Genomic DNA, 18835 nt, shown 5'->3' with positions numbered 1-18835 from the left:
TATCAATCACCATCTAACAGCTCACTATCTTACAGTTAATCATCAAAAAAGTCATTGTTGTTTGTTGTACTTAGGAGTGTGTCTTTGTATAAGCTCTTTTTCTCTTCTCATCCGCTCATTGTCATCGTGTATAACTTCATACTTAAATCTTAGGCTTTTGGTATATTGCGTAATTTCTTCTTTTGTCAACCCCTCGTCTTTATACAAAGTTTTTCTAAAGCTACTTGCATTGATGTTACCTCTCGTATGTTCTTGATACCTTCTCTTCAGATTGCCAGTTTGCCCTACATATACAACATTCCCGTCTTCGTCTATAAACATGTATACACCAGGTTTCTTAGGTATCATGTGTACACCTCCTTCTCCTATTTTATCGTAATATTTAAGCAAACTCTCCTAATTTGTCAATAGTCTTTTCAACAGACCATCCTACCCCTTCCCCTTCTTACCAAGTATCTTGTGGACCTTTCATCTATGCCATATAAAGATAGACCCCTAAATTTTCCTCCCATACAGCTCACACATTAAACCGACCCACTCCCAAAGCTCTCTATCTGGCATTTCCCTTAACTTCCACTCCCAGTTGCCTTCTGGCTTGGCAGGAGTGTTCATCCTTGCCTCTTGTCCGAGCTCAAGTAGGTCTTGCATAGCAATTACGCAATACTTTGCCACAGACATGTAAGCAAGTCTAACAAGTGCATGGCTTATGCTCTCAGGTGTGTATCCAAGATAGTCTAAAACCCTTGCCCTCTGCCACTCGTTTAATTCTTCAAAGAACCACCCTCTTATAGGCATGTTGTCATGGGTGGTGGTGTAGACCACAGAGTTATAGGTGTGGTTGTGAGGTAGGTGGTCTGAGTTTTTGTCAAAAAAGGCAAAGACTAAGACTTTCATTCCCGGCAGTCCAAAGTGGTCTCTTAGGCTATGAACCTCTTGGTCTATTGTGCCAAGGTCTTCTGCTATAAAAGGCATGTGTGGAAACTCTTTTCTTATAGTTTCAAAAAGACTATAGCCCTCTGCTTTTTCCCACCAGCCTTTTTCTGCGGTCTTTTCTCCATAGGGAACTTGATAAAAGGCACAAAAGCCTCTAAAGTGGTCAAGCCTTACAAGGTCAAAAAGCTCAAGGGCATGCCTTATTCTCAAAAGCCACCAGTCAAAACCCCTTTCCTTTAGCCTGTCCCATCTGTATACGGGGTTTCCCCAAAGCTGTCCCGTTTTTGAAAAGTAGTCGGGTGGCACGCCAGCCACCACCTCTGGAAGTCCATCCTCTCTTAGCTTGAATATCTCTCTGTTTGCCCAAACATCCACACTGTCTGGTGCAGGGTATATGGGTAGGTCTCCCACAAGGCTCACACCCTTTGAGTTGGCGTAGGTTCTTAAAGCCTTCCATTGCTTGAAGAAAAGAAACTGGACTACCTTTTCTCTTAGAACTTCCCTCTCTGAAAGCTCTGGCAACTGTTTCCATTCCCACCAAGGCTTTTTAAGTTTTTTCTTTATTAGGTTAAATCTAACATAGTCCTCAAGCCAGTATGCCTGCTCTTGGCAAAAGAGGTAAAACTCTTGGCTCTCCTTGAAGTTTTCCAAAGCCTTTTCCAGCATATGTGCCTTTAAGGCGTAAACCCTCTTGTAGTCTACCCTATCGGAGGGCTCTACCCTTAAGCTCTCAAGGGTCTGTCTGTCTAATAGACCTTCCTGGTATAAAAGTTCTGGGCTTATAAATAGAGGGTTTCCTGCAAAGAGAGAAGAAGAGTAGTAGGGTGAGTTTCCATGCTCCAACTCTGTGGGGCTAAGGGGTAAAACCTGCCAAAGACTTTGACCAGATTCCGCCAAAAGGTCCACAAACCTGTAGGCGTTAGGTCCAAGGTCTCCTATGCCAAAGTCGGAGGGAAGAGAGCTTATGTGGAGCAAAATGCCAGCCTTTCTTTCCACGAGATAACATTTTAAACCCTTGACGATGATAAAAGTCATGTTATATTAAATGTTAACTTCAAGTTAAAACCGCACAGGAGGTGCGAACATGGATGTGCTTGGCTTTCAGCCCATGTGGTATGTGCCTGCCATAGGCAGTGCCACAGTCATCGCAGTTATCGCCACCATTCACGTCATGGCATCCCACACATCAGTGGGTGCTTCCATTTTGCTGGCATACCTTGCCACAAAAGCCTACCGGGAAAACATCCCCCAGCTCTACGACTACATCAAAAAGTATCTGTTGACATTGCTCGTGTTCTCCTACGTCTCTGGTTCTATAAGCGGTCCTGGTATATGGTTCTCCGCCACAGTGGCAAACCCCAGAGGTATATCTGCCCTTATACACAACTTCGTTTGGGTCTGGGCTGCAGAGTGGATATGGTTCGTGGCTGAGGTGACGCTGGTCTATATACTCTTTTATACCCTTGGCAGGATAGACCAAAAGAGCTGGTTAAAGCTCGCGTGGATTTTTGCCATAGGCTCTTGGGCAACCATGTATATCATCGTAGGCATACTCTCCTTCATGCTCTCACCGGGTCATGAAAAGTGGTTTACTACAGGAAACATCCTTGACGCTTTTTATAACAAGAACTACTTCCCACACCTTCTTATGAGAAGTGCCTACATGTTTGCTATAGCGGGCACTATAGGTATAGTTATCGCAAGCCTTATGAGAAAGGATATACCCGAGAAAGTCTACAAGGACATAGTTAGAACCATGTCCTACTGGGGCATAGGTGGTCTTGTCTTTGGAACTATGTTCTTTGGATGGTATGTCTCCACACTACCAGAAAGAAGCCTCATAATGCTCACTGGAATAGTGCCAACATGGTATTATGGTCTAATATTCGGCATACTTCTTATCCTCCTCGCACACTTTGTGCTTACTTCCATAAAACCAACCGCTGCAAGAGCTTATATCGCATTACCCATATACGTGCTCATATTCTTCATGGGTGTATATCCAGAAGAGAAGATAAGGGAAACCATCCGCAAACCCTATGTGGCTGGTGAATTTGTGTGGGTCAACCAAATTATCGCCAGGGATGTGCCAGCCAAGGATATAAAGTCTGAGGTGGACATCATTAACGAAAAGGGCTTTCTCCAAGTCAACGCCTTTGTGCCAGAGGGTCTAAAAACCATAACACCCGAAAACAAGATAATGGCAGGAAAGGCAATAGCTATACTCCAATGCTCTGGATGCCACAATGTGACAGGAGCTTCTGGTCTCAGACCTTTTGCTAAGAAATTTGAAGGCATGGACTCAGAGGAGGTGGTCTATGGTTTCCTCTCCAACTACCTTACTCCTCAAGCTCATCCTCCATACATGCCCTACTTTGTGGGTAAGGACGAAGAGCTCCAAGCCCTTTCAGCCTACATAGCGGATATGATCTCAAAGGGTGGTAGAGTCTCTGCCAAGATAGAAGTGCCAAAAGCAACTCTGGAGGCACATAAATAAGGAGGTGTGGACATGAGCATGGTGGCTTACCAAAACCTAACAAGGTGGGTGTTGCTCGGTGTATTGGCTCTCATGCTACTTGGTGGCAGGCTTGCCTTCGCAGGGCAGTCCCCTGCGGAGGTCGGAGCCATGCTAAAAGCCATGGCTGACCCTGCAGGTGCTCCCTTCTACCCAGTGGTTATGCAGATACTACAAGTTATCACATGGGCTCTCCACATAGTCTTTGTTTGGACTTCCATAGGTGGACTTTTCTATGCCATATACGGCTTTACAAGAAAAGACCCAAACCACCAAAGGCTCGCAAGGGCTATGCTTGAGCTTTCAAAGGTCTCCGTGTCCTTGGCTATAGTGATGGGAGTAGCACCTCTGCTGTTTTATCAAGTCATCTACGACCCACTTTGGTATGCATCCGCTAACCTATCTGCAAGTTGGTATATTATGTTCATAGTTTTCCTGCTTATCGGCTACTATCTTATATGGGGTGCATACTTTACAAGGATGAAACCTCAGCTTGCCACCTTTTTCTCCATAGGTGGTGTTATCTTCTTGCTCTTAGTGGGCTTTATAATCCATGTGGTTAACTACCAAGCTCTCTATCCAGAAAAGTGGGTAGAGTGGTATACCTCTGGCGGAACCACTATGAACCACAGCGGTTGGAACATATATGCCTTTAACATCTTCAGATACCTTGCCTTCCTCGTGTTTCCATCCATTTCCGTTACTGGCGTCTTTATGATGCTATACGCTTGGTATTTTGGAAAAAGACCAGAGTTTGAAAGGGAATATGTAAACTTTTCTGCAAACCTTGGTGCAAAGCTCGCTCTCATGGGTGGTGCTGGCTGGATAGTCTTCCATGTGCTTTACATATTCTCCGTTCCAGCAGATTGGAACGCAAAGGGTAGCATCTTTGCATGGCTTTCTGTCCTTGGACTACTGCTCTGTGCGGGTGTTATATTCATAGCCCAGAAGAACCCCATTGGCATGGCAATTCCTTCTCTCGTTGCTGGCACGGTGGCAACTCTTCTTATTGCGGTCTTTAGAGAATACCTCAGGGTCGCCTCTACCGCACGTTTTGGATACTCCATATATGAATACAAGGTGAACCTTGAATGGCTTAGCCCAATGCTCTTCGTAGGAACAACTCTGACAGGTCTTATACTCTACGCCTACGCTTGGTGGATGGCTTACAGAGCAGGGAGAACACCAAAAGGTGAAGTATATCAAGCAAGCGAGACAGAAGATGCTCTTGGAAACGCCTCTGTCTTTATCGTAACCCTGTGGGCTATAGTCTTTATTGGCACAGGTCTTATAATCATAGCCAGAAACTACATTTAAAAGTTTTTGGCGGGCATCCGCCCGCCTTTTAATCTAAAATTTACTCTATGAGCCTCTTACAAACCTACGGTACACTTCTTTTAATACTTATACTCGTTCCTTCGTTGGGTCTCTTTGTAGAGAGGTTTGTGTTTTATAGGCTAAGAAGATTATCAGAAAAGAGCCCTTGGGGTTGGGATAAGGTTTTAATAGACTCTCTTAGGTATATACCCACCCTTTGGTCCTTTCTGGTCGCCCTATATCTGGTTTCAGAGGAGCTAAAACTACCTAAGAGTATCATCTTAGTTAAGGATAAAGCCTTCTGGCTTCTTTTTATTATTTCCTTCGCACTCCTCGTATCAAGACTGGTAGGTGGCTTTCTTAGACTATACATAAACAGATACAGAGAAGACCTTCCTGCCACTTCTCTTGTGGTGCAAGTTTCTCGTGTTGTTATTCTTGCGGTGGGGGTGCTCATAGCCCTTGATAAAATTGGTATAGCCATAACGCCTATTCTCACCGCACTTGGTGTGGGTGGCTTGGCGGTAGCTTTGGCTCTTAAAGATACCCTTGAGAACCTTTTTGCAGGCTTTCATGTATTGGCAACAAAGCAAATAAAGGTGGGAGACTACATAAGGCTTGAAAGCGGTGAAGAGGGTTTTGTGCAGGACATAACATGGAGAAACACCATTCTGCGTCAGCCTACAAATAACCTTATAATAGTGCCCAACTCTAAGCTCTCTACTTCCATAATCATAAACTTCCACATGCCTCAGCCAGAGCTGAACGTGATAGTGCCTGTGGGTGTTTCTTATGACAGCGATTTAGAAAAGGTAGAAAGGGTTACTCTTGAAGTGGCAAGAGAAGTGCAAAAGGAAGTGGAGGGGGGAGTGCCAGACTTTGAGCCAATGATACGTCTTACTGCCTTTGGAGATTTTTCTATAAACTTTAATGTGATACTTAGAGCAAAGGACTTCGGAAGCCAGCACCTTCTGAGGCACGAGTTTATAAAGAGGCTAAAGAAAAGATACGAGCAAGAGGGTATAAAGATACCTTTCCCAGTGAGGGAGGTTTATTTAAAGGATAAAATGTGTTAAAATAATCTAAACAAGGAGGGGACATGATTATAAAAAGCATAACTATAGAAAACATGAAGGCTGTAAGAGATATCCTGCATATAGAGTTTTCACAATATGTAAACCTATATCTCTTAGTAGGTAAGAACTCCTCAGGGAAGTCCACCGTGCTTGAAGCTATAAGGTCTGCATGCTGGAATCCTCCCGCTAACGTAAAAGCAGAATTTTTTAGCACCAGTAAACCGAAGGTATACAAGGTGAGAAGCACAAAAGGTATATATGACTACTTAAGCTCTTCAAGACCCGGCGTTTTAGAGTCTGATTTTAAAGCTCTATTACGTAATTACGATGAGGAGGAACTTGCTAAGCTGGGAGAAAGTGTATCGCGTATAGTTTCTAATGATATAAAAATTCTGAGTATAAAGAAAGAAAGAGATAGAGATATCAAAATATTGATAAATGGAGTGGAGATAGCGCCACAAGACCTAAGTTCTGGTATACAGGCCATACTGACAATAGAAGCCATGCTTAACTATCCTCGTGCTCGCACGAACGATCTTGTAATATTCCTCATAGAAGAACCAGAAGTGTTTTTGCATCCTAACTTGCTAAAAACTTATGCAAGGAGATTTTTAGATTTCGCAAAAGAGAGAGAAAACACCCAACTTTTTATAAGCACACACTCACCTATACTCTTATCCTTTGTTGAACCACATCAAGTCATAAGAATAGAAGAAGGAAAAGCGTATTACACAAAAGATAGAAACTTTAACGGCTGGCATATGATGAGTGACCCTGCAAAGGCAGAGATATTTTTTGCGGATAGGGTTATTATGCTTGAAGGCTATACGGATAAACTGGTCTTTTCTGGAATACTTGAAGGGGCTAACATAAGACCAGAAGAGCAGAACGTAAGTCTAATATATGTAGATGGTGCTTACAATAGAGAGATGATAACCAAAATATGCGAAGCCTTTGAGATAAAAAACCTTTTTATAGGAGACAAAGACCAAGAAAAGCACAAAAGACGCGGTGGCAGTAGAGAAGACCTTTCCTTTGAGTTTATATTGCCTTACGGTGAGATGGAAGATTGCATTCCTCTCTTGGATTGGGCTATGGCTTTGGGAGAAGACTTTATATCCTTTTTGTTAGAACTGTTGTCTGAAAGCATAAAGGGGGATGCTGAAACTTCTTCAGATGATGCCTCTGATACTGAGAAGGAAAGGTTAAGTGTTGTAGATACCTTAGGTAAAGCTCTTGGTAGAAACAAGGTAAGGTATGCACTAAGACTAAGGGACTATTACGCTAAAAACCCCCTTAGTAAAGGTCATCCCCTTTATCCTTTACTCAAGATTATGGAGGAGTTTATAAAAAATGGTAATTTCACGCATATGAACTTCCCTGAAAAACCTGATATCCTAAAAGAGCTTGAAGATTTTATTTTAGTTTTCATCCAAAAGGATCTGCAAGGTGCGTTAGAAGCCTCAGATATATGTATAGAAGATGAGAAGGTTGCTGGTGTTTTCTTTGATAGAGGGCTTTATGGAAAGCTTAATAGACTCTTAGTAAAACTTACGCAAAAGGGTATACCTTTTTATGCGGTGGTGGATTATTCTTATGACTTTAAGGCAATTGAAAGACTCATCAACAAAGAATGTGAAGGTGTTGACTTTGACAAATTAGACCACTGGCTTAGGATAAAGTATAATAAGACAAGGTCTATCATATGCAAGATGCAGAGAGGTTTAGAAAAAACAGATATAGAGGATATCCTTAACCTAAGACCTCTCTCCAAAAATTAGCGTCCCTAATCTCACTATAGTAGCACCCTCTTCTATTGCTACCTCAAAGTCGTGGGACATGCCCATGGAAAGATGAGGAAGCCTTACTCCAAACTCCTCTTCAAGTTCATCTCTTAGTTTTCTAAGCATGGCAAAATAGGGTCTTACCTCCTCAGGGTCTTCCCTATAGGGTGGTATGCACATAAGACCTAACACTTTTATGTTTTTGTCTTTCAGACAGACTTCAAAAAAGCTCTTTAAGTCCCCAGGCTCAACCCCACCCTTTGTCTCCTCCCCGCCTATGTTTACCTCTATAAGCACCTCTTGCACCTTACCTATATTCCTTGCTCTTTTGCTAAGCTCCTCAAGGAGGCTTTGCCTGTCAAGGGAGTGTATGAGGCTCACCTTGTCTATTATGTATTTGACCTTGTTGCTCTGGAGCCTCCCTATAAAGTGCCAGTCTATGGGAAGGTCTTTTAAGGCTTCCCACTTTTTTAGAAACTCTTGAACCCTGTTTTCACCAAAGACCCTAAGCCCGCATTGAAAAAAGTCCCTTAGCCTATCTGCAGGCACACTCTTAGAAGCTCCCAGCAGAAGCACTTCTTCCCTTTTCCTTTTAGCCCTCTCACAGGCTTTTAGAATCTTCTCCTCCACATACTCCAACCTTTCACAGCTCATGGAGGTATTTACCTCCTGTGCTGGATTTGTATTTGAAGACCTCCACCTATTTCCACGCTACCTCCCCTCTGGCTCACCACTACAGAACATCCACACAAAAACAGCAAAAACAGGCTAATCCAGAACACTTTTAAGCACCTCATAGGTTTTACTTACAGGAAGACCCATTACAGTGTAAAAGTCTCCCCTAATCCTCTCTACAAACCTCGCACCTATACCTTGAATTGCATAGGCACCCGCTTTATCCATAGGCTCTCCCGTTTCCACGTATTCTTCAATATCCTTCAAACTCATAGCTCTAAACTTTACCCATGCGGTATCATGGAAGGTATACCTCCCCTTTGGAGATATAACAGACACGCCCGTTATAACCCTGTGCCACCTTCCAGAGAGCTTGAGAAGCATTTGTATGGCTTCCTCTTTGTTCCGTGGCTTTCCAAGTATTTCCCTATCAAGGACCACTATAGTGTCCGCTCCTAAAACGGTGGCAAACTTGTAGTCCTTCCAAACAGTAAAAGCCTTCTTGAAGGCAAGCCTTCTTGCGGTAAGTATGGGTTTGCTATGGTGCTTCTCTTCTATGTAGGAGGGTACAACCAAAAACTTAAAGCCGAGCATACTAAGTATCTGAACCCTTCTTTTTGACTCAGAGGCAAGTATTAGAAGTCTCACATCTATATTTTAAACCTTTTAAGCCAGCTGGTCAAAAGGTCAAGGGCAACATGAAAAACTTCAGAAAGAACCACGCCAAGTGCAAAATAGAAGACCTCCTCCTTCTCCGCAAGCCTTGAGAGAAGCTCAAGAGGGTCAAAACTAAGAAGCATATCCCCCAGCTCGGGCACAAACTTAGAAGAAATTCCAAGCAAGACAAAGTAGAAAAACATAATCATCAACAAAAGGTATGTGAGCCTGAGAAAAGTTCCAAGAATTGGCACGTGAGATGCACCTCTGTGCCTTGAAAGAGCTTGGTAGGGTTTCCATATAAATCTTAGTGTCTTCCATCTCTTGGAGGGTTTTGAGTGAGGAAGGTCAAGGTCTGGAGAGAGAAGAAAAGTTCCCACAAGATATCCTCCCACAAAGGAAAGATAGAAATCCTTTGGAACGAAATAAAGACAAGCAGGAAGTGCAAGTAAGTTTACAAAGTCATGGGCTCTTCCCAGTGCCACCTAAGCCTCCACGTCCACAAGTATAAAGGTATTTGGTCTCTTCCTATCTAAATGATAGACTACTCTTCTTTGTTTTGAGGTAAGAATATATGCCTTCTTGTTTATACTCTCTTCCCAAGAAAGTAAGTTAAAGCGGTTTCCTCTAAGGATTAGTCTTTCTCCATTACCGCCTACAGGCTTTAGGCTCAGAGGTTCTGACATAAAGAGGGGTTCTGGAAATCCCTCACCGTAAGGTTCAAGGTCTCTTATGACCTCATAGAGCTCTCTATTTACACAGTCCAGAGGAAGCTCCATATCTATGTATAGCTTACCCTCCTCTGAGGTAATCTCTGAGAAAAGAACCTTGGCTAAGCTTTCAAATTTGGGTATATCCTCTGTCCTTATAGTAAAACCTGCTGCGGTAGAATGCCCACCCCACTTTATAAAGAGATGGGACAGTTTTTTTAGAACAGAATGCACGTCCATACCCTCTGCTCCTCTAACAGATGCACTTGAATATTCCTTGCCTATGGATATTACCACTGTGGGTTTTGTAAACATGTTTGCAAGCCTTCCTGCCACTATACCTGCAACGCCACCAGCCCACTCCTCAAGCTTCACTATAATGACGCTCTCTTCTTTTTGAAGAATAGCCTGCTCCATAGCCTTCTCCAAGGCTAATTGGCTTAGCTGTCTTCTCTGTTGGTTTAGCTTGTCTATCCTTTCTACGAGCATTCTTGCCTTCTCTTCGTCCTTTTCAAGGAGTAGTTTGAGAGCAACATAGGGTTTGGCAACCCTGCCAGGAGCGTTTAAGCGAGGTGCCAAAGAAAAGGCTATATCCCTTGAGCTTACTTCATCCCTTATGCCCGACCTTTCCATCAAAAGTCTTATACCCGGTGCGTGAAACTCACCCCTTAGGACATGGTTCAAAAGCCTTATGCCGTTGGAGACAATTATCCTATTTACCAAGTTCATAGGCATAACATCTGCAACAGTCCCCATAGAGGCAAGGTGAAGATAATGACGCACATCCAAGTCAAGGTCTAAACTTTTCTTAAGGAGTGCGGACATATAAAAGGCGAGCCCGGAGGAGGATATTTCCCTTAGTTCTCTTCCTTCTCCTAACTTTGGGTTTACTACAAGAGCCTTTGGCATAATCTCGCTTGTGTTATGATGGTCAAGCACAATGGTGGGTATGGTTGCATAGCTCAGCTCCTCTATAGCAGTGCTTCCGTTATCCACCGTTATGAGAAGGTCCGCATACCTGCTTAGCTTTATGACAAGTTCCTTTGTAAGCCCATAGCCTCTCTTTCTTGAGGGAAGTAAAGGGACAACCTTTGCACCTGCCTTTTTCAAAAGGTCATAAAGTATGGCAGTGCCCGTTATACCATCCACATCGTAGTCTCCAAAGAGCACTATCCTGCGACCCCTTTTTACATAAGAGCAGATGAGTTCAACCGCCTCCAGTATATTTGGAATACCAAAGGGTGGAATTAGCCTTTTTAGCTTGCTTTCAAGAGCTTCCTCCCCGAGGTTTCTATTGGCAAGAAGCTGAGCCTTCAATATTCCAAGCCTTTGAGATAGAGTGTTTTCTGGCTTTATAATATCACTCAAAAGCACCCATTCCTTTCCAGAAAGACCCTTCATGCCCTTTTGAGTGCCAAAAACTCTTCACACCACTTGGATATGCTACCCGCACCCATAAAGAGGACTACATGCTCTTCAGATATTCTTTCCTCAAGTGCTTCAAAGAGGTTTTCCTTTGTAGGGCAGTATAGGGCATTGGACTTTAATGCTAACTCTTTTGCACTCACCCCGTATAGGTTCTCCTCACCGGCAGGGTATATATCTGTAATAAGGCATAGGTCTGCTTCTTTGAGGACCTTTGTAAAGTCTTCAAAGAGATAAAAGGTCCTTGAATACCTATGAGGTTGAAAAGCCAAAAGTATTTTCCTCTCAGGATGCATATCCCTAACCGCACTTAAGACAGCCTTTATCTCCGTTGGGTGATGCCCGTAGTCATCGTAGACGGGTGCACCATGAAAGTATCCCTTTAGCTCAAGCCTTCTTTCTGCGTTCCTAAAGCTCTCAAGGGATTTTCTTATATCCTCAAAGCTCAAACCAGCACTATGGCAGACGGAGATGCAGGCAAGGGCATTATAGACATTATGTTTACCCGGCACACCAAGATGCACCTCACCGAGCCTTTCCCCTTCGTGCCAAACTTCAAAGGCATACCTTCCCTCTATGAGCCTTAGCTCTCTTGCGGTATAGTTGGCACCTTCTCTTAGCCCAAAGGTTATTACCCTTCTATGGGTTCTTTCTATGACCCACCTGCAGTTTTCGTCATCTGCGTTAATTACCACAAAGCCATAGAAGGGCACCGCATCCGCAAACCTCAAAAAAGCCTGCTTTATCTCCTCAATATCCCTATAAAAGCCTATGTGTTCCTTGTCTATGTTGGTTATAACCGCCACGGTAGGCAAGAGCTTTAGAAAGCTCCCGTCGCTCTCGTCCGCCTCGGAGATTATGAGCTTGTCCTTGCCAAGTTTAGCATTAGAGCCAAACCTCTGGAGCACACCCCCAATAAGGACAGTAGGGTCATACCCCGCCTCATGAAAGGCATGGGCTATCATGGAAGTGGTTGTGGTCTTGCCATGAGAACCGCACACCGCTATACCTTCTCCAAGCCTAAAGAGCTCCGCAAGCATCTCACCACGAGGAATAACCGGAATGCCTAAAGACTTGGCTTTTTTTATCTCTGGGTTGTCCTCAGGGACCGCAGAGGAGTAAACCACCACTTGAGCCTTCTCTAAGTTTTTTTCTGAATGTCCTATGTAGACCCTTGCACCCTTTTTCCTAAGAAGCTCCGTGTTTTTGTTTTCTCTTATGTCCGAGCCAGAGACCTCATAGCCCATCTCAAGGAGTATCTGGGCTATACCGCTCATGCCTATTCCGCCTATACCCACAAAGTGAAAACTTTTGACCCTTTCCCTAAACATAGGTATATTATATTCTCTTGAGTGTCCGTAGCTCAGCTGGATAGAGCGTGGGTCTCCGGAACCCAAGGTCGGGGGTTCAAGTCCCCCCGGACACGTTTTCCACTGCTTTCCTGCGCCTGTCCAACGCCTCCTTGATAAGAGCTATAAAAATGCCAAGCATGAGGGATGAGATAAAACCGCTTAATACTATAAGTCTTCGCTTGGGAGAGGATGGATACTCTGGGTAAGATGGTGGGTCTATTATTTCCACATAAAGGTTTTCCCTAAGCTCTTCCATACGAGCTTGTTCAAGGAGTTTGGCTAATACCTCATACCTCGCCCTTACCTGTTGTGCCCTTGCCACCAAGGCTGTATATTCAGGAATAGCAGAGAGGGCTCTTTCAGGTGAAAGGGATGAGTTGGATTTTACCGCGCCTTCTACTTCTAACAGCTTACTTGAAATGTATGAAAGCCTCTTTTTAAGCTCTTGAACTTTTGGATGTTCTTCTGCAAATATGACACTAAGGGATCTTAGCTCCGCCTCAGCTTTTAACTTCTCTTCCAGCAATGAAGCGTATAATTGAAGCTGTTTTTTTAGTTGTTCTTCTGGCAAGAGCACCCGCTCTGTCTGTTGAAAGCTACCTAAGGCAGTCAATATATCTTTAAGTTCCTTTTCTGTCTTTTCCAACTCTCTTTCGTAGAAAATTCTATTCATTTTTGCAACTGTAAAGGCTCTTTCGTTAAGAACCTCTCTTAGAGCCTCTATGATTTTAAAGTTTATCTCTTGAGCCATTTTAGGGTCTTTCCATGATACACTTATTTTTATTGTGCCATCTTTAGTAGATTTCACATTTACAGTCTTACTCAAAAGCTCTCCAGCCATACTGTCAGGATATTTATATCTACTTTTCTTATCGCCTAATAATTCATCCGTTAGATTAAGCTCTTTGACAACCCTTTCCATTATACTTTTACTTTCCAAAATAGCTTTTATTTTCCCTTCCTGCGTAGAAATACCACTTAAGCTAGCCAAGAGAGCCAATTCTTGAGATATAGGAAGTCTCATTTTACTATCTGAAGTTAATGGAATAATCTGTGATGTAGAGGTATACTTTTTAGGAAGAAGGAGAGACAAAACAATAGCCAAAAAAGTGCCTATCATTACACTTAGAAATATAAGCCTTTTCCTACGCCATAATGCTTCCCAAAGTTCTATAAGGTCTACTTCATCGCTTGTTTGCACTTCCTCTTTTCTATCCCTTCTTTCCATAATTATAGCCTCTTAGCTAACACTGCGGTTGATATAGCTTGGAAGATTATCTGCACCACATCCCTTATGAGAGGCCTCCATGCTATAGGTAGCCTAAACTCAGAAGGAACTACTATAGTATCTCCTTCTTCTACGATATAGTCTTCTATACTTGAACGTAAAAGAAACCTTCTACCAAGTGTATTAGAAGATACAACCATTCCATTAGCCTTTATTACATATATATCCCTCGTGTTTGCTTGTTTTTTGGGTCCACCCAGCATCTCTATATAGTCCTTTACTCTCTTGCCCTTAATATAAGGTAGGCTCATCTGATTATATATATCACCTATTACTAACACATAGTTTGGTCTTGCAGGGACTATTATTACATCCTCATCTGTTAAATATATATTTGAAGGAGAATTTTTAAGAGCATCAAGCGTTTCTGGAATTTCTAAAGCAATTCTTCCAAGACCAGCAGATGCTCTTCTTTTTAGAAGGTCAAAAAGCCTCCTTTCCCTGTCTACTTGAATAAGATATAATTGTCTCTCTTCTTCTGAAGCAAAGCTCACATTAGCTATCTGTTTTAGGAAGGCTTCTTCCAAAGATACAAGAGCAAGTTCAAGTTGTTCCTGTTGAAGCCTTCTGGCAGATTCTCTTATGAGTATAAGTCCCTTGGGAAAAGCCCTCTCTGTATAACCACCCGCCCTAAGAATAATATCATAAAGAGTTTCATTACCAGATAAGGTATATCTACCTGGATATCTCACCTCACCAAGTATAGTAACATAGCTCGTACTTTCGTAAGGTTGAATTTCCTCTATCACTATAACATCACCGGGTTTTAATGGAATATTGACATTTTCTCTCTTCCTAAATAGAAGGTCATTTAGGTAGACTATAACTGGTTTATCTTCTCTAATGTTTCTCTCTTGTATAGATGATGTTTCTTGTCCACTATCTGTTTTTGTGTTTTGTCCCTGTGTTGTCTTATCATTTCTCTCTTTATTAATTTCTGTTGAATCTTTTCTATATATTACCGCCTTGAGTTGCTTAGGGTCTTTCGTGAATTCTATATCCTTCAAAACGTCCAATAAAGTAATTTTCTCGTAGTAAGGAACCGTGCGTGGTATGGATATATTGCCAGAAACATATATAGGTTCGTAGGGAAACATATCGTAAATTACAACTTCATCTCTCGGATTAAGGTTTATATCTTTACCACCTTCTAAAACATCTCTTATATAAAAATCAACTTGACTCTTATCTATCCTTATAATCCTTCCGTATATTGCATTTTCTCTTGGTTTTGCTCTATTCAATAGTTCCTTAACCGTTCTGTTGTTCTCGTAAGAATACACTCCGGGATACAAAACACTTCCAGAAATTCTAATGGAATTCTTCAATAGATCGGGAACACTTCCTACGAAGATAAAATCTCCATCAAAGAGAACTTTACCTGTGATGAAGTTTTTGTCTTCCAGAGAAACTTCTATCACCTTCAAGCCATCTTTTTCAAATCTATATAGACGTAAAAATGTCTTACTTGCAGAAGGTTTTATACCACCTGCAAACTCAAGGATTTCTTCTATAGATGTTTCGTTCTTAAGCTCGTATATTGCAGGTCTTTTAACAGAACCACCTACACCCACAACCTTCCCTATAGGATGAACATATATTACGTCCTCATCTCTCAATCTTATGTCTATAGGTTTTCCTTTTATCAACAAATCGTATAGGTCTACTGGGATGTTTTCGACCCCTGATGAGCTATGCCTTCTTAACTCAATCCTTCTTAGAGATCCTTCCTTACTAATACCCCCTGCTCTGGCAAGAACCGTAATAAGATTATCCGTAGGATTAGCTTCCACTATGCCAGGATTATTGACAAACCCGCTTACATATACCCTAAACTTTCTCATCCTTGATAGGGTAACATCTACATTTACCCCTCTATACTTTCTACTTAGCTCCCTACGCAGAAGTTCCTTAAAAGACCCAAGGCTCATAGAAGAAACATTGTATACACCAAGATTTGGAATATATATAGTTCCGTCTCTATTTACTTTTACTTCATACCTACTCTGTAAAATTCCAAAATCCACAGAAGGACCCCATAAGTAAATGGTCAGCTCGTCTTGTGGACCCAAAATATAAGTATCCGGAACTGCACCTTCTATAAGCGGTAGGTCTTTAAATAAATCATAACCAAATTGTTTAAGCCTTTCTTCGGGGAAAAGCTTCATGTATATACTTTCTATTCTTGACGGTTTTTCTGTTTTATCTACCAATGAGGGTGTAAATGAAGGTGTTCTAATTTTAGTTTCATCTATTCTTTCTTTATCTTGCTTTAGAGTATCTTCCTTTTTTTCTAAAAGCATCTGTTCATTTTGCTGTGGTAGTCTCAAAACTGGAGGAAGATTCGGGCTTATAACCTCTATTTGAGGAGAAATGTTCGGTGTTTGAGAAAATGATATGGACATGCACAAAAGCAAGAATATAGAGACAACCCTCTTAAACATGTAGGATATAATACAACACTCTAAACTCAAAAGTCAACACTAACAGCAAACCCTGTAGAGAAAAGGAGTTTAGAACTTTGTGTCAAATTAATCTGCACTGGTGTTTCTGATAGATTAAGGTTTTTCACATTGTCTACTCTAAAGTATAAGTCTAAGTTGAATTTATTGACCTTCCTGCCTACATTAAAAGCTGTATATACGCTCTCCATTCTTCTGCGTTCTATACTTCCGCGGAATTTTGCATGCTGTCCAATATAACCCAATTCTATAGAGAATTTTTCCTTATCCCCTAAACTTTCAAGAAGTAAAAAAGCGTGCCTTACGTTTCTACCATAAGGGTAGCCCAAAGAAAAACCGCGATATGTGAGCCCTTCTTTTGGATGTCTATGATGAATATACATGGTTTTTGCGGTTTCTGTGTATTCTGCGTTTACAAGCATTTTACCTCTTTTAACTCTTATTCCATAAGTTTTCGCATCATCATGGAACTTTACAATGATGAAGGGAAAGTGGAGTTTCTTAGGATCACCCTTCTTCATAGGCGATTCTATATCAGTGGCATTTCTTTCGTAATAAATCTGAAACACATCAAAAAACTTTATCGGAATATCAAACTTTACATCAAATCCAAAGTATGAGTCATTCTCAAAACGCCCTCCTATTGTTTCTTCTCTACCTATTATAAGTTTTGGATATTCTTTAAGTTTGTATTGTGGTCTTCCTTTTCCACCATACATAACAGCTCTGTTTAGTCCTATCTCAACGGAAGTTGAGGGTTTAAAATTCAGACGCAAAAATAAAATGTTTGGGTCTGAGTGGTCTTCTCTTTCTTCATAGAGCTTTCCAAACATAAAGATATAGTCAAAATGTCCTAAAAATTCGTAAGGATAATAGTTTTGAACTCTTACTTGGAAAAAGGGTGGGTTTGTGCCAGAAAAAAGATTACCGTATCTTGACGGTCCTACTTTTATGTTGTCTTTTCCTACAGTTATTACTGTATTACCCGCTTTTAAGTTAAGGGCTAATCTGTGGACGTATAATTTTTTTGTGTCTTCATTTGCACTAAACCTTAGATTATATGTAATATTCAAGAAATCTGTTGGTGAATAATACCCTCCCAGTGTGGTAAAAAAGTTTGTATCTTCTGACAATCTGATACCTTCTCTATCTGGTATTATAGATAGAGAATTTTTGTTGTTAGTGTAATAGGTCTCAAACCTTAAATAAGTATAAATCGCATTTTCAGAGCAAGGCTTCTTGGGAATTTCTGTGAGCACCTGTAGTTTTTCACAAGGATATGGTTTTATACCAGTTGATGCGTAACTGCTTTTGGTGGAAAAATCTATCCGATGGTATATCTCTCTATTTTCTATAGGATAAATAGAAAAACTCTCTGCTAATGCAAAGTTAGTTAGAATTAATAGTAAGATTACGGCAACTTTCCATTGCATTTCCTTGTAATCCTTTCTACGAAGTTTTCTATAGAAAACTCAAGAGCTCTTTTATAAGCACTTTCCACAAGTCCAGCTAAATCTACCTCTTCTTTCAAAACTTTTATTATAGCTTCCGCCATAGAGCTTTCCTCGTAAGCAGGCACCAAAAGGGCACATTCTCCTTCTCTACTTTGCTCTACCACTGAGGGTATATTATAGGATACTACAGGTACTTTGAGATACATAGCCTCAAGCACGACTTGAGGACTTCCTTCATACCACGATGTAAGAACAAAGAGTTTTGCCCTTTTTATGTATTTCCATGGGTTTTGTTGATAGCCTACGAAGAGAACTCTATGAGAGATACCCAAACTATACGATAAGGCTTCCAATTCAGCCCTTTGACTTCTTTCTCACACAATAACAAGCCAAAGATTGGGAAATTCTTTGTGAATTTTGTTAAAAACCCTTAATAAGGATTTGTAATTTTTCTGCTCTTCAAGTCTCCCTACGCTAACTATGTATTCATCTGGAACTTCTACATTCTCCTGAGATAGTTTGTCTATTCTTTCGTAATTTATAAAATTTTTGACAACACATAGCTTTTCTTCTTTCATGAAATAAGTCTTTTTGAGGTCTTCTACGACAGCTTTTGAGGGGCAGGCTATGTAATCTAATTTTTCAAAGAGATATTTTATGAGAATTCTGTATGGTAAATATATGGCTTTATGATATTTAAGGTAGTTATCTGTGTTATGCACGCTCCCTACATAACAAGCATCAAACTTTTTAATGATACTGCTAAGTGCAAGCACAAGGCTTTGCGGTCTCATAAACGAGTATATTATCTCTGGTTGAAAGTCTTTTATGATATTCGTGAGTTTATAAGCTCTTAGTATATCTCCACCTTGTATATACAAGTAGTCAAACCTTACATCTTCCTCTATGAGATTTTTATTGCCTACAACTAAAACATCATGTCCTTTGTTTTTGAGAAAGTTTGCAAGGTCTGAAGTCATTATAGTTATAGCGGTAGCATTTGCAGTCCCTCTACCAAGATGATTTGTATAAATGAGGAATTTCATGAGAGTTAACCCTTTCCATTTTATCCGCCTATCTCATAAGATAGTAAAGCATTAGAGGATAGTCCCACCCAAAGCCTTCAAAACCTTCTTCCATGAGCTTTCTTATAAAGCCTCTCCTGTCTTCCATATAAAAGACCCTTG

General features: G+C 41.2%; 14 protein-coding genes, 1 tRNA gene and 1 pseudogene. 5 read left to right on the top strand and 11 right to left on the bottom strand.

The window, feature by feature from the left end; genetic code table 11:
* Window positions 1-51 precede the first annotated feature (51 nt).
* Together WKI49_06215 and malQ are read right to left on the bottom strand one after the other, a co-directional pair.
* On the bottom strand, window positions 52-348 hold the full coding sequence (locus WKI49_06215) for a GIY-YIG nuclease family protein (protein MEJ7622081.1): 297 nt from the start codon (window positions 346-348) through the stop codon (window positions 52-54).
* A gap of 147 nt (window positions 349-495) precedes the next feature.
* Window positions 496-1968: a 4-alpha-glucanotransferase gene (malQ, locus tag WKI49_06210; GenBank protein MEJ7622080.1), complete on the bottom strand. Its 1473-nt coding sequence runs from the start codon at window positions 1966-1968 to the stop codon at window positions 496-498.
* A 49-nt stretch (window positions 1969-2017) separates the two neighbouring features.
* Between malQ and WKI49_06205 the strand changes: the two genes are divergently transcribed.
* The 4 genes from WKI49_06205 to WKI49_06190 are packed head-to-tail and all read left to right on the top strand — an operon-like array spanning window position 2018 to window position 7622.
* On the top strand, window positions 2018-3430 hold the full coding sequence (locus WKI49_06205) for a cytochrome C (GenBank protein ID MEJ7622079.1): 1413 nt from the start codon (window positions 2018-2020) through the stop codon (window positions 3428-3430).
* Between the two features lie 12 nt (window positions 3431-3442).
* Window positions 3443-4765 (top strand): hypothetical protein, encoded by a 1323-nt coding sequence (locus WKI49_06200; protein ID MEJ7622078.1) that lies wholly within the window; start codon window positions 3443-3445, stop codon window positions 4763-4765.
* Between the two features lie 47 nt (window positions 4766-4812).
* Window positions 4813-5841: a mechanosensitive ion channel family protein gene (locus tag WKI49_06195; GenBank protein ID MEJ7622077.1), complete on the top strand. Its 1029-nt coding sequence runs from the start codon at window positions 4813-4815 to the stop codon at window positions 5839-5841.
* Between the two features lie 23 nt (window positions 5842-5864).
* A complete protein-coding gene (locus WKI49_06190) occupies window positions 5865-7622 on the top strand; it encodes an AAA family ATPase (protein MEJ7622076.1) in 1758 nt (585 codons plus the stop codon).
* On the opposite strand, the gene WKI49_06185 is transcribed toward WKI49_06190, so the two are convergent.
* The 5 genes from WKI49_06185 to murC all read right to left on the bottom strand — a co-directional run bounded on the left by WKI49_06185 (window position 7599) and on the right by murC (window position 12423).
* Window positions 7599-8279 (bottom strand): YggS family pyridoxal phosphate-dependent enzyme, encoded by a 681-nt coding sequence (locus WKI49_06185; protein MEJ7622075.1) that lies wholly within the window; start codon window positions 8277-8279, stop codon window positions 7599-7601. The genes WKI49_06190 and WKI49_06185 overlap by 24 nt on opposite strands.
* A 114-nt stretch (window positions 8280-8393) precedes the next feature.
* A complete protein-coding gene (locus WKI49_06180; protein MEJ7622074.1) occupies window positions 8394-8948 on the bottom strand; it encodes a Maf family protein in 555 nt (184 codons plus the stop codon).
* A gap of 2 nt (window positions 8949-8950) precedes the next feature.
* Window positions 8951-9442 carry a metal-binding protein gene (locus tag WKI49_06175; GenBank protein ID MEJ7622073.1) on the bottom strand — a complete coding sequence of 164 codons (492 nt, stop codon included), beginning with the start codon at window positions 9440-9442 and terminating at the stop codon, window positions 8951-8953.
* Window positions 9443-11068, bottom strand: a complete 1626-nt coding sequence (gene recJ, locus WKI49_06170) for a single-stranded-DNA-specific exonuclease RecJ (GenBank protein ID MEJ7622072.1) — start codon at window positions 11066-11068, stop codon at window positions 9443-9445.
* Complete coding sequence (murC, locus tag WKI49_06165; protein MEJ7622071.1) at window positions 11065-12423, bottom strand: UDP-N-acetylmuramate--L-alanine ligase; 1359 nt, start codon at window positions 12421-12423, stop codon at window positions 11065-11067. The genes recJ and murC overlap by 4 nt, the downstream gene beginning before the upstream one ends.
* 21 nt (window positions 12424-12444) lie before the next feature.
* On the opposite strand from murC, the gene WKI49_06160 reads away from it, so the two are divergent.
* A tRNA-Arg gene (locus tag WKI49_06160) sits at window positions 12445-12518 on the top strand.
* Here the strand turns inward: WKI49_06160 and WKI49_06155 are convergent.
* From WKI49_06155 to WKI49_06140, 4 genes and pseudogenes are all read right to left on the bottom strand, one after another.
* Window positions 12500-13672 carry a Wzz/FepE/Etk N-terminal domain-containing protein gene (locus WKI49_06155; GenBank protein MEJ7622070.1) on the bottom strand — a complete coding sequence of 391 codons (1173 nt, stop codon included), beginning with the start codon at window positions 13670-13672 and terminating at the stop codon, window positions 12500-12502. The genes WKI49_06160 and WKI49_06155 overlap by 19 nt on opposite strands.
* Window positions 13673-13674: 2 nt before the next feature.
* On the bottom strand, window positions 13675-16176 hold the full coding sequence (locus WKI49_06150; protein ID MEJ7622069.1) for an SLBB domain-containing protein: 2502 nt from the start codon (window positions 16174-16176) through the stop codon (window positions 13675-13677).
* Between the two features lie 26 nt (window positions 16177-16202).
* On the bottom strand, window positions 16203-17627 hold the full coding sequence (locus WKI49_06145; GenBank protein ID MEJ7622068.1) for a capsule assembly Wzi family protein: 1425 nt from the start codon (window positions 17625-17627) through the stop codon (window positions 16203-16205).
* Window positions 17606-18628, bottom strand: a pseudogene (locus WKI49_06140) (glycosyltransferase). The gene WKI49_06145 and the pseudogene WKI49_06140 overlap by 22 nt, the downstream one beginning before the upstream one ends.
* Window positions 18629-18835 lie beyond the last annotated feature (207 nt).

It is taken from the genome of Aquificaceae bacterium, assembly GCA_037722135.1.
Classification (GTDB): domain Bacteria; phylum Aquificota; class Aquificia; order Aquificales; family Aquificaceae; genus Pampinifervens; species Pampinifervens sericum.
The sequence above is the reverse complement of the archived record's forward strand: the minus strand, read 5'-3'. Positions and strand labels throughout refer to the sequence as shown.

Coding starts and splice junctions, on each gene's coding strand:
- WKI49_06155 (MEJ7622070.1), bottom strand. CDS start 13,672: ATGGAAAGAAGGGATAGAAAAGAGGAAGTGCAAACAAGCGATGAAGTA.
- WKI49_06215 (MEJ7622081.1), bottom strand. CDS start 348: ATGATACCTAAGAAACCTGGTGTATACATGTTTATAGACGAAGACGGG.
- WKI49_06150 (MEJ7622069.1), bottom strand. CDS start 16,176: ATGTTTAAGAGGGTTGTCTCTATATTCTTGCTTTTGTGCATGTCCATA.
- WKI49_06190 (MEJ7622076.1), top strand. CDS start 5,865: ATGATTATAAAAAGCATAACTATAGAAAACATGAAGGCTGTAAGAGAT.
- WKI49_06200 (MEJ7622078.1), top strand. CDS start 3,443: ATGAGCATGGTGGCTTACCAAAACCTAACAAGGTGGGTGTTGCTCGGT.
- WKI49_06145 (MEJ7622068.1), bottom strand. CDS start 17,627: ATGCAATGGAAAGTTGCCGTAATCTTACTATTAATTCTAACTAACTTT.
- recJ (MEJ7622072.1), bottom strand. CDS start 11,068: ATGAAGGGTCTTTCTGGAAAGGAATGGGTGCTTTTGAGTGATATTATA.
- WKI49_06195 (MEJ7622077.1), top strand. CDS start 4,813: ATGAGCCTCTTACAAACCTACGGTACACTTCTTTTAATACTTATACTC.
- malQ (MEJ7622080.1), bottom strand. CDS start 1,968: ATGACTTTTATCATCGTCAAGGGTTTAAAATGTTATCTCGTGGAAAGA.
- WKI49_06205 (MEJ7622079.1), top strand. CDS start 2,018: ATGGATGTGCTTGGCTTTCAGCCCATGTGGTATGTGCCTGCCATAGGC.
- murC (MEJ7622071.1), bottom strand. CDS start 12,423: ATGTTTAGGGAAAGGGTCAAAAGTTTTCACTTTGTGGGTATAGGCGGA.
- WKI49_06185 (MEJ7622075.1), bottom strand. CDS start 8,279: ATGAGCTGTGAAAGGTTGGAGTATGTGGAGGAGAAGATTCTAAAAGCC.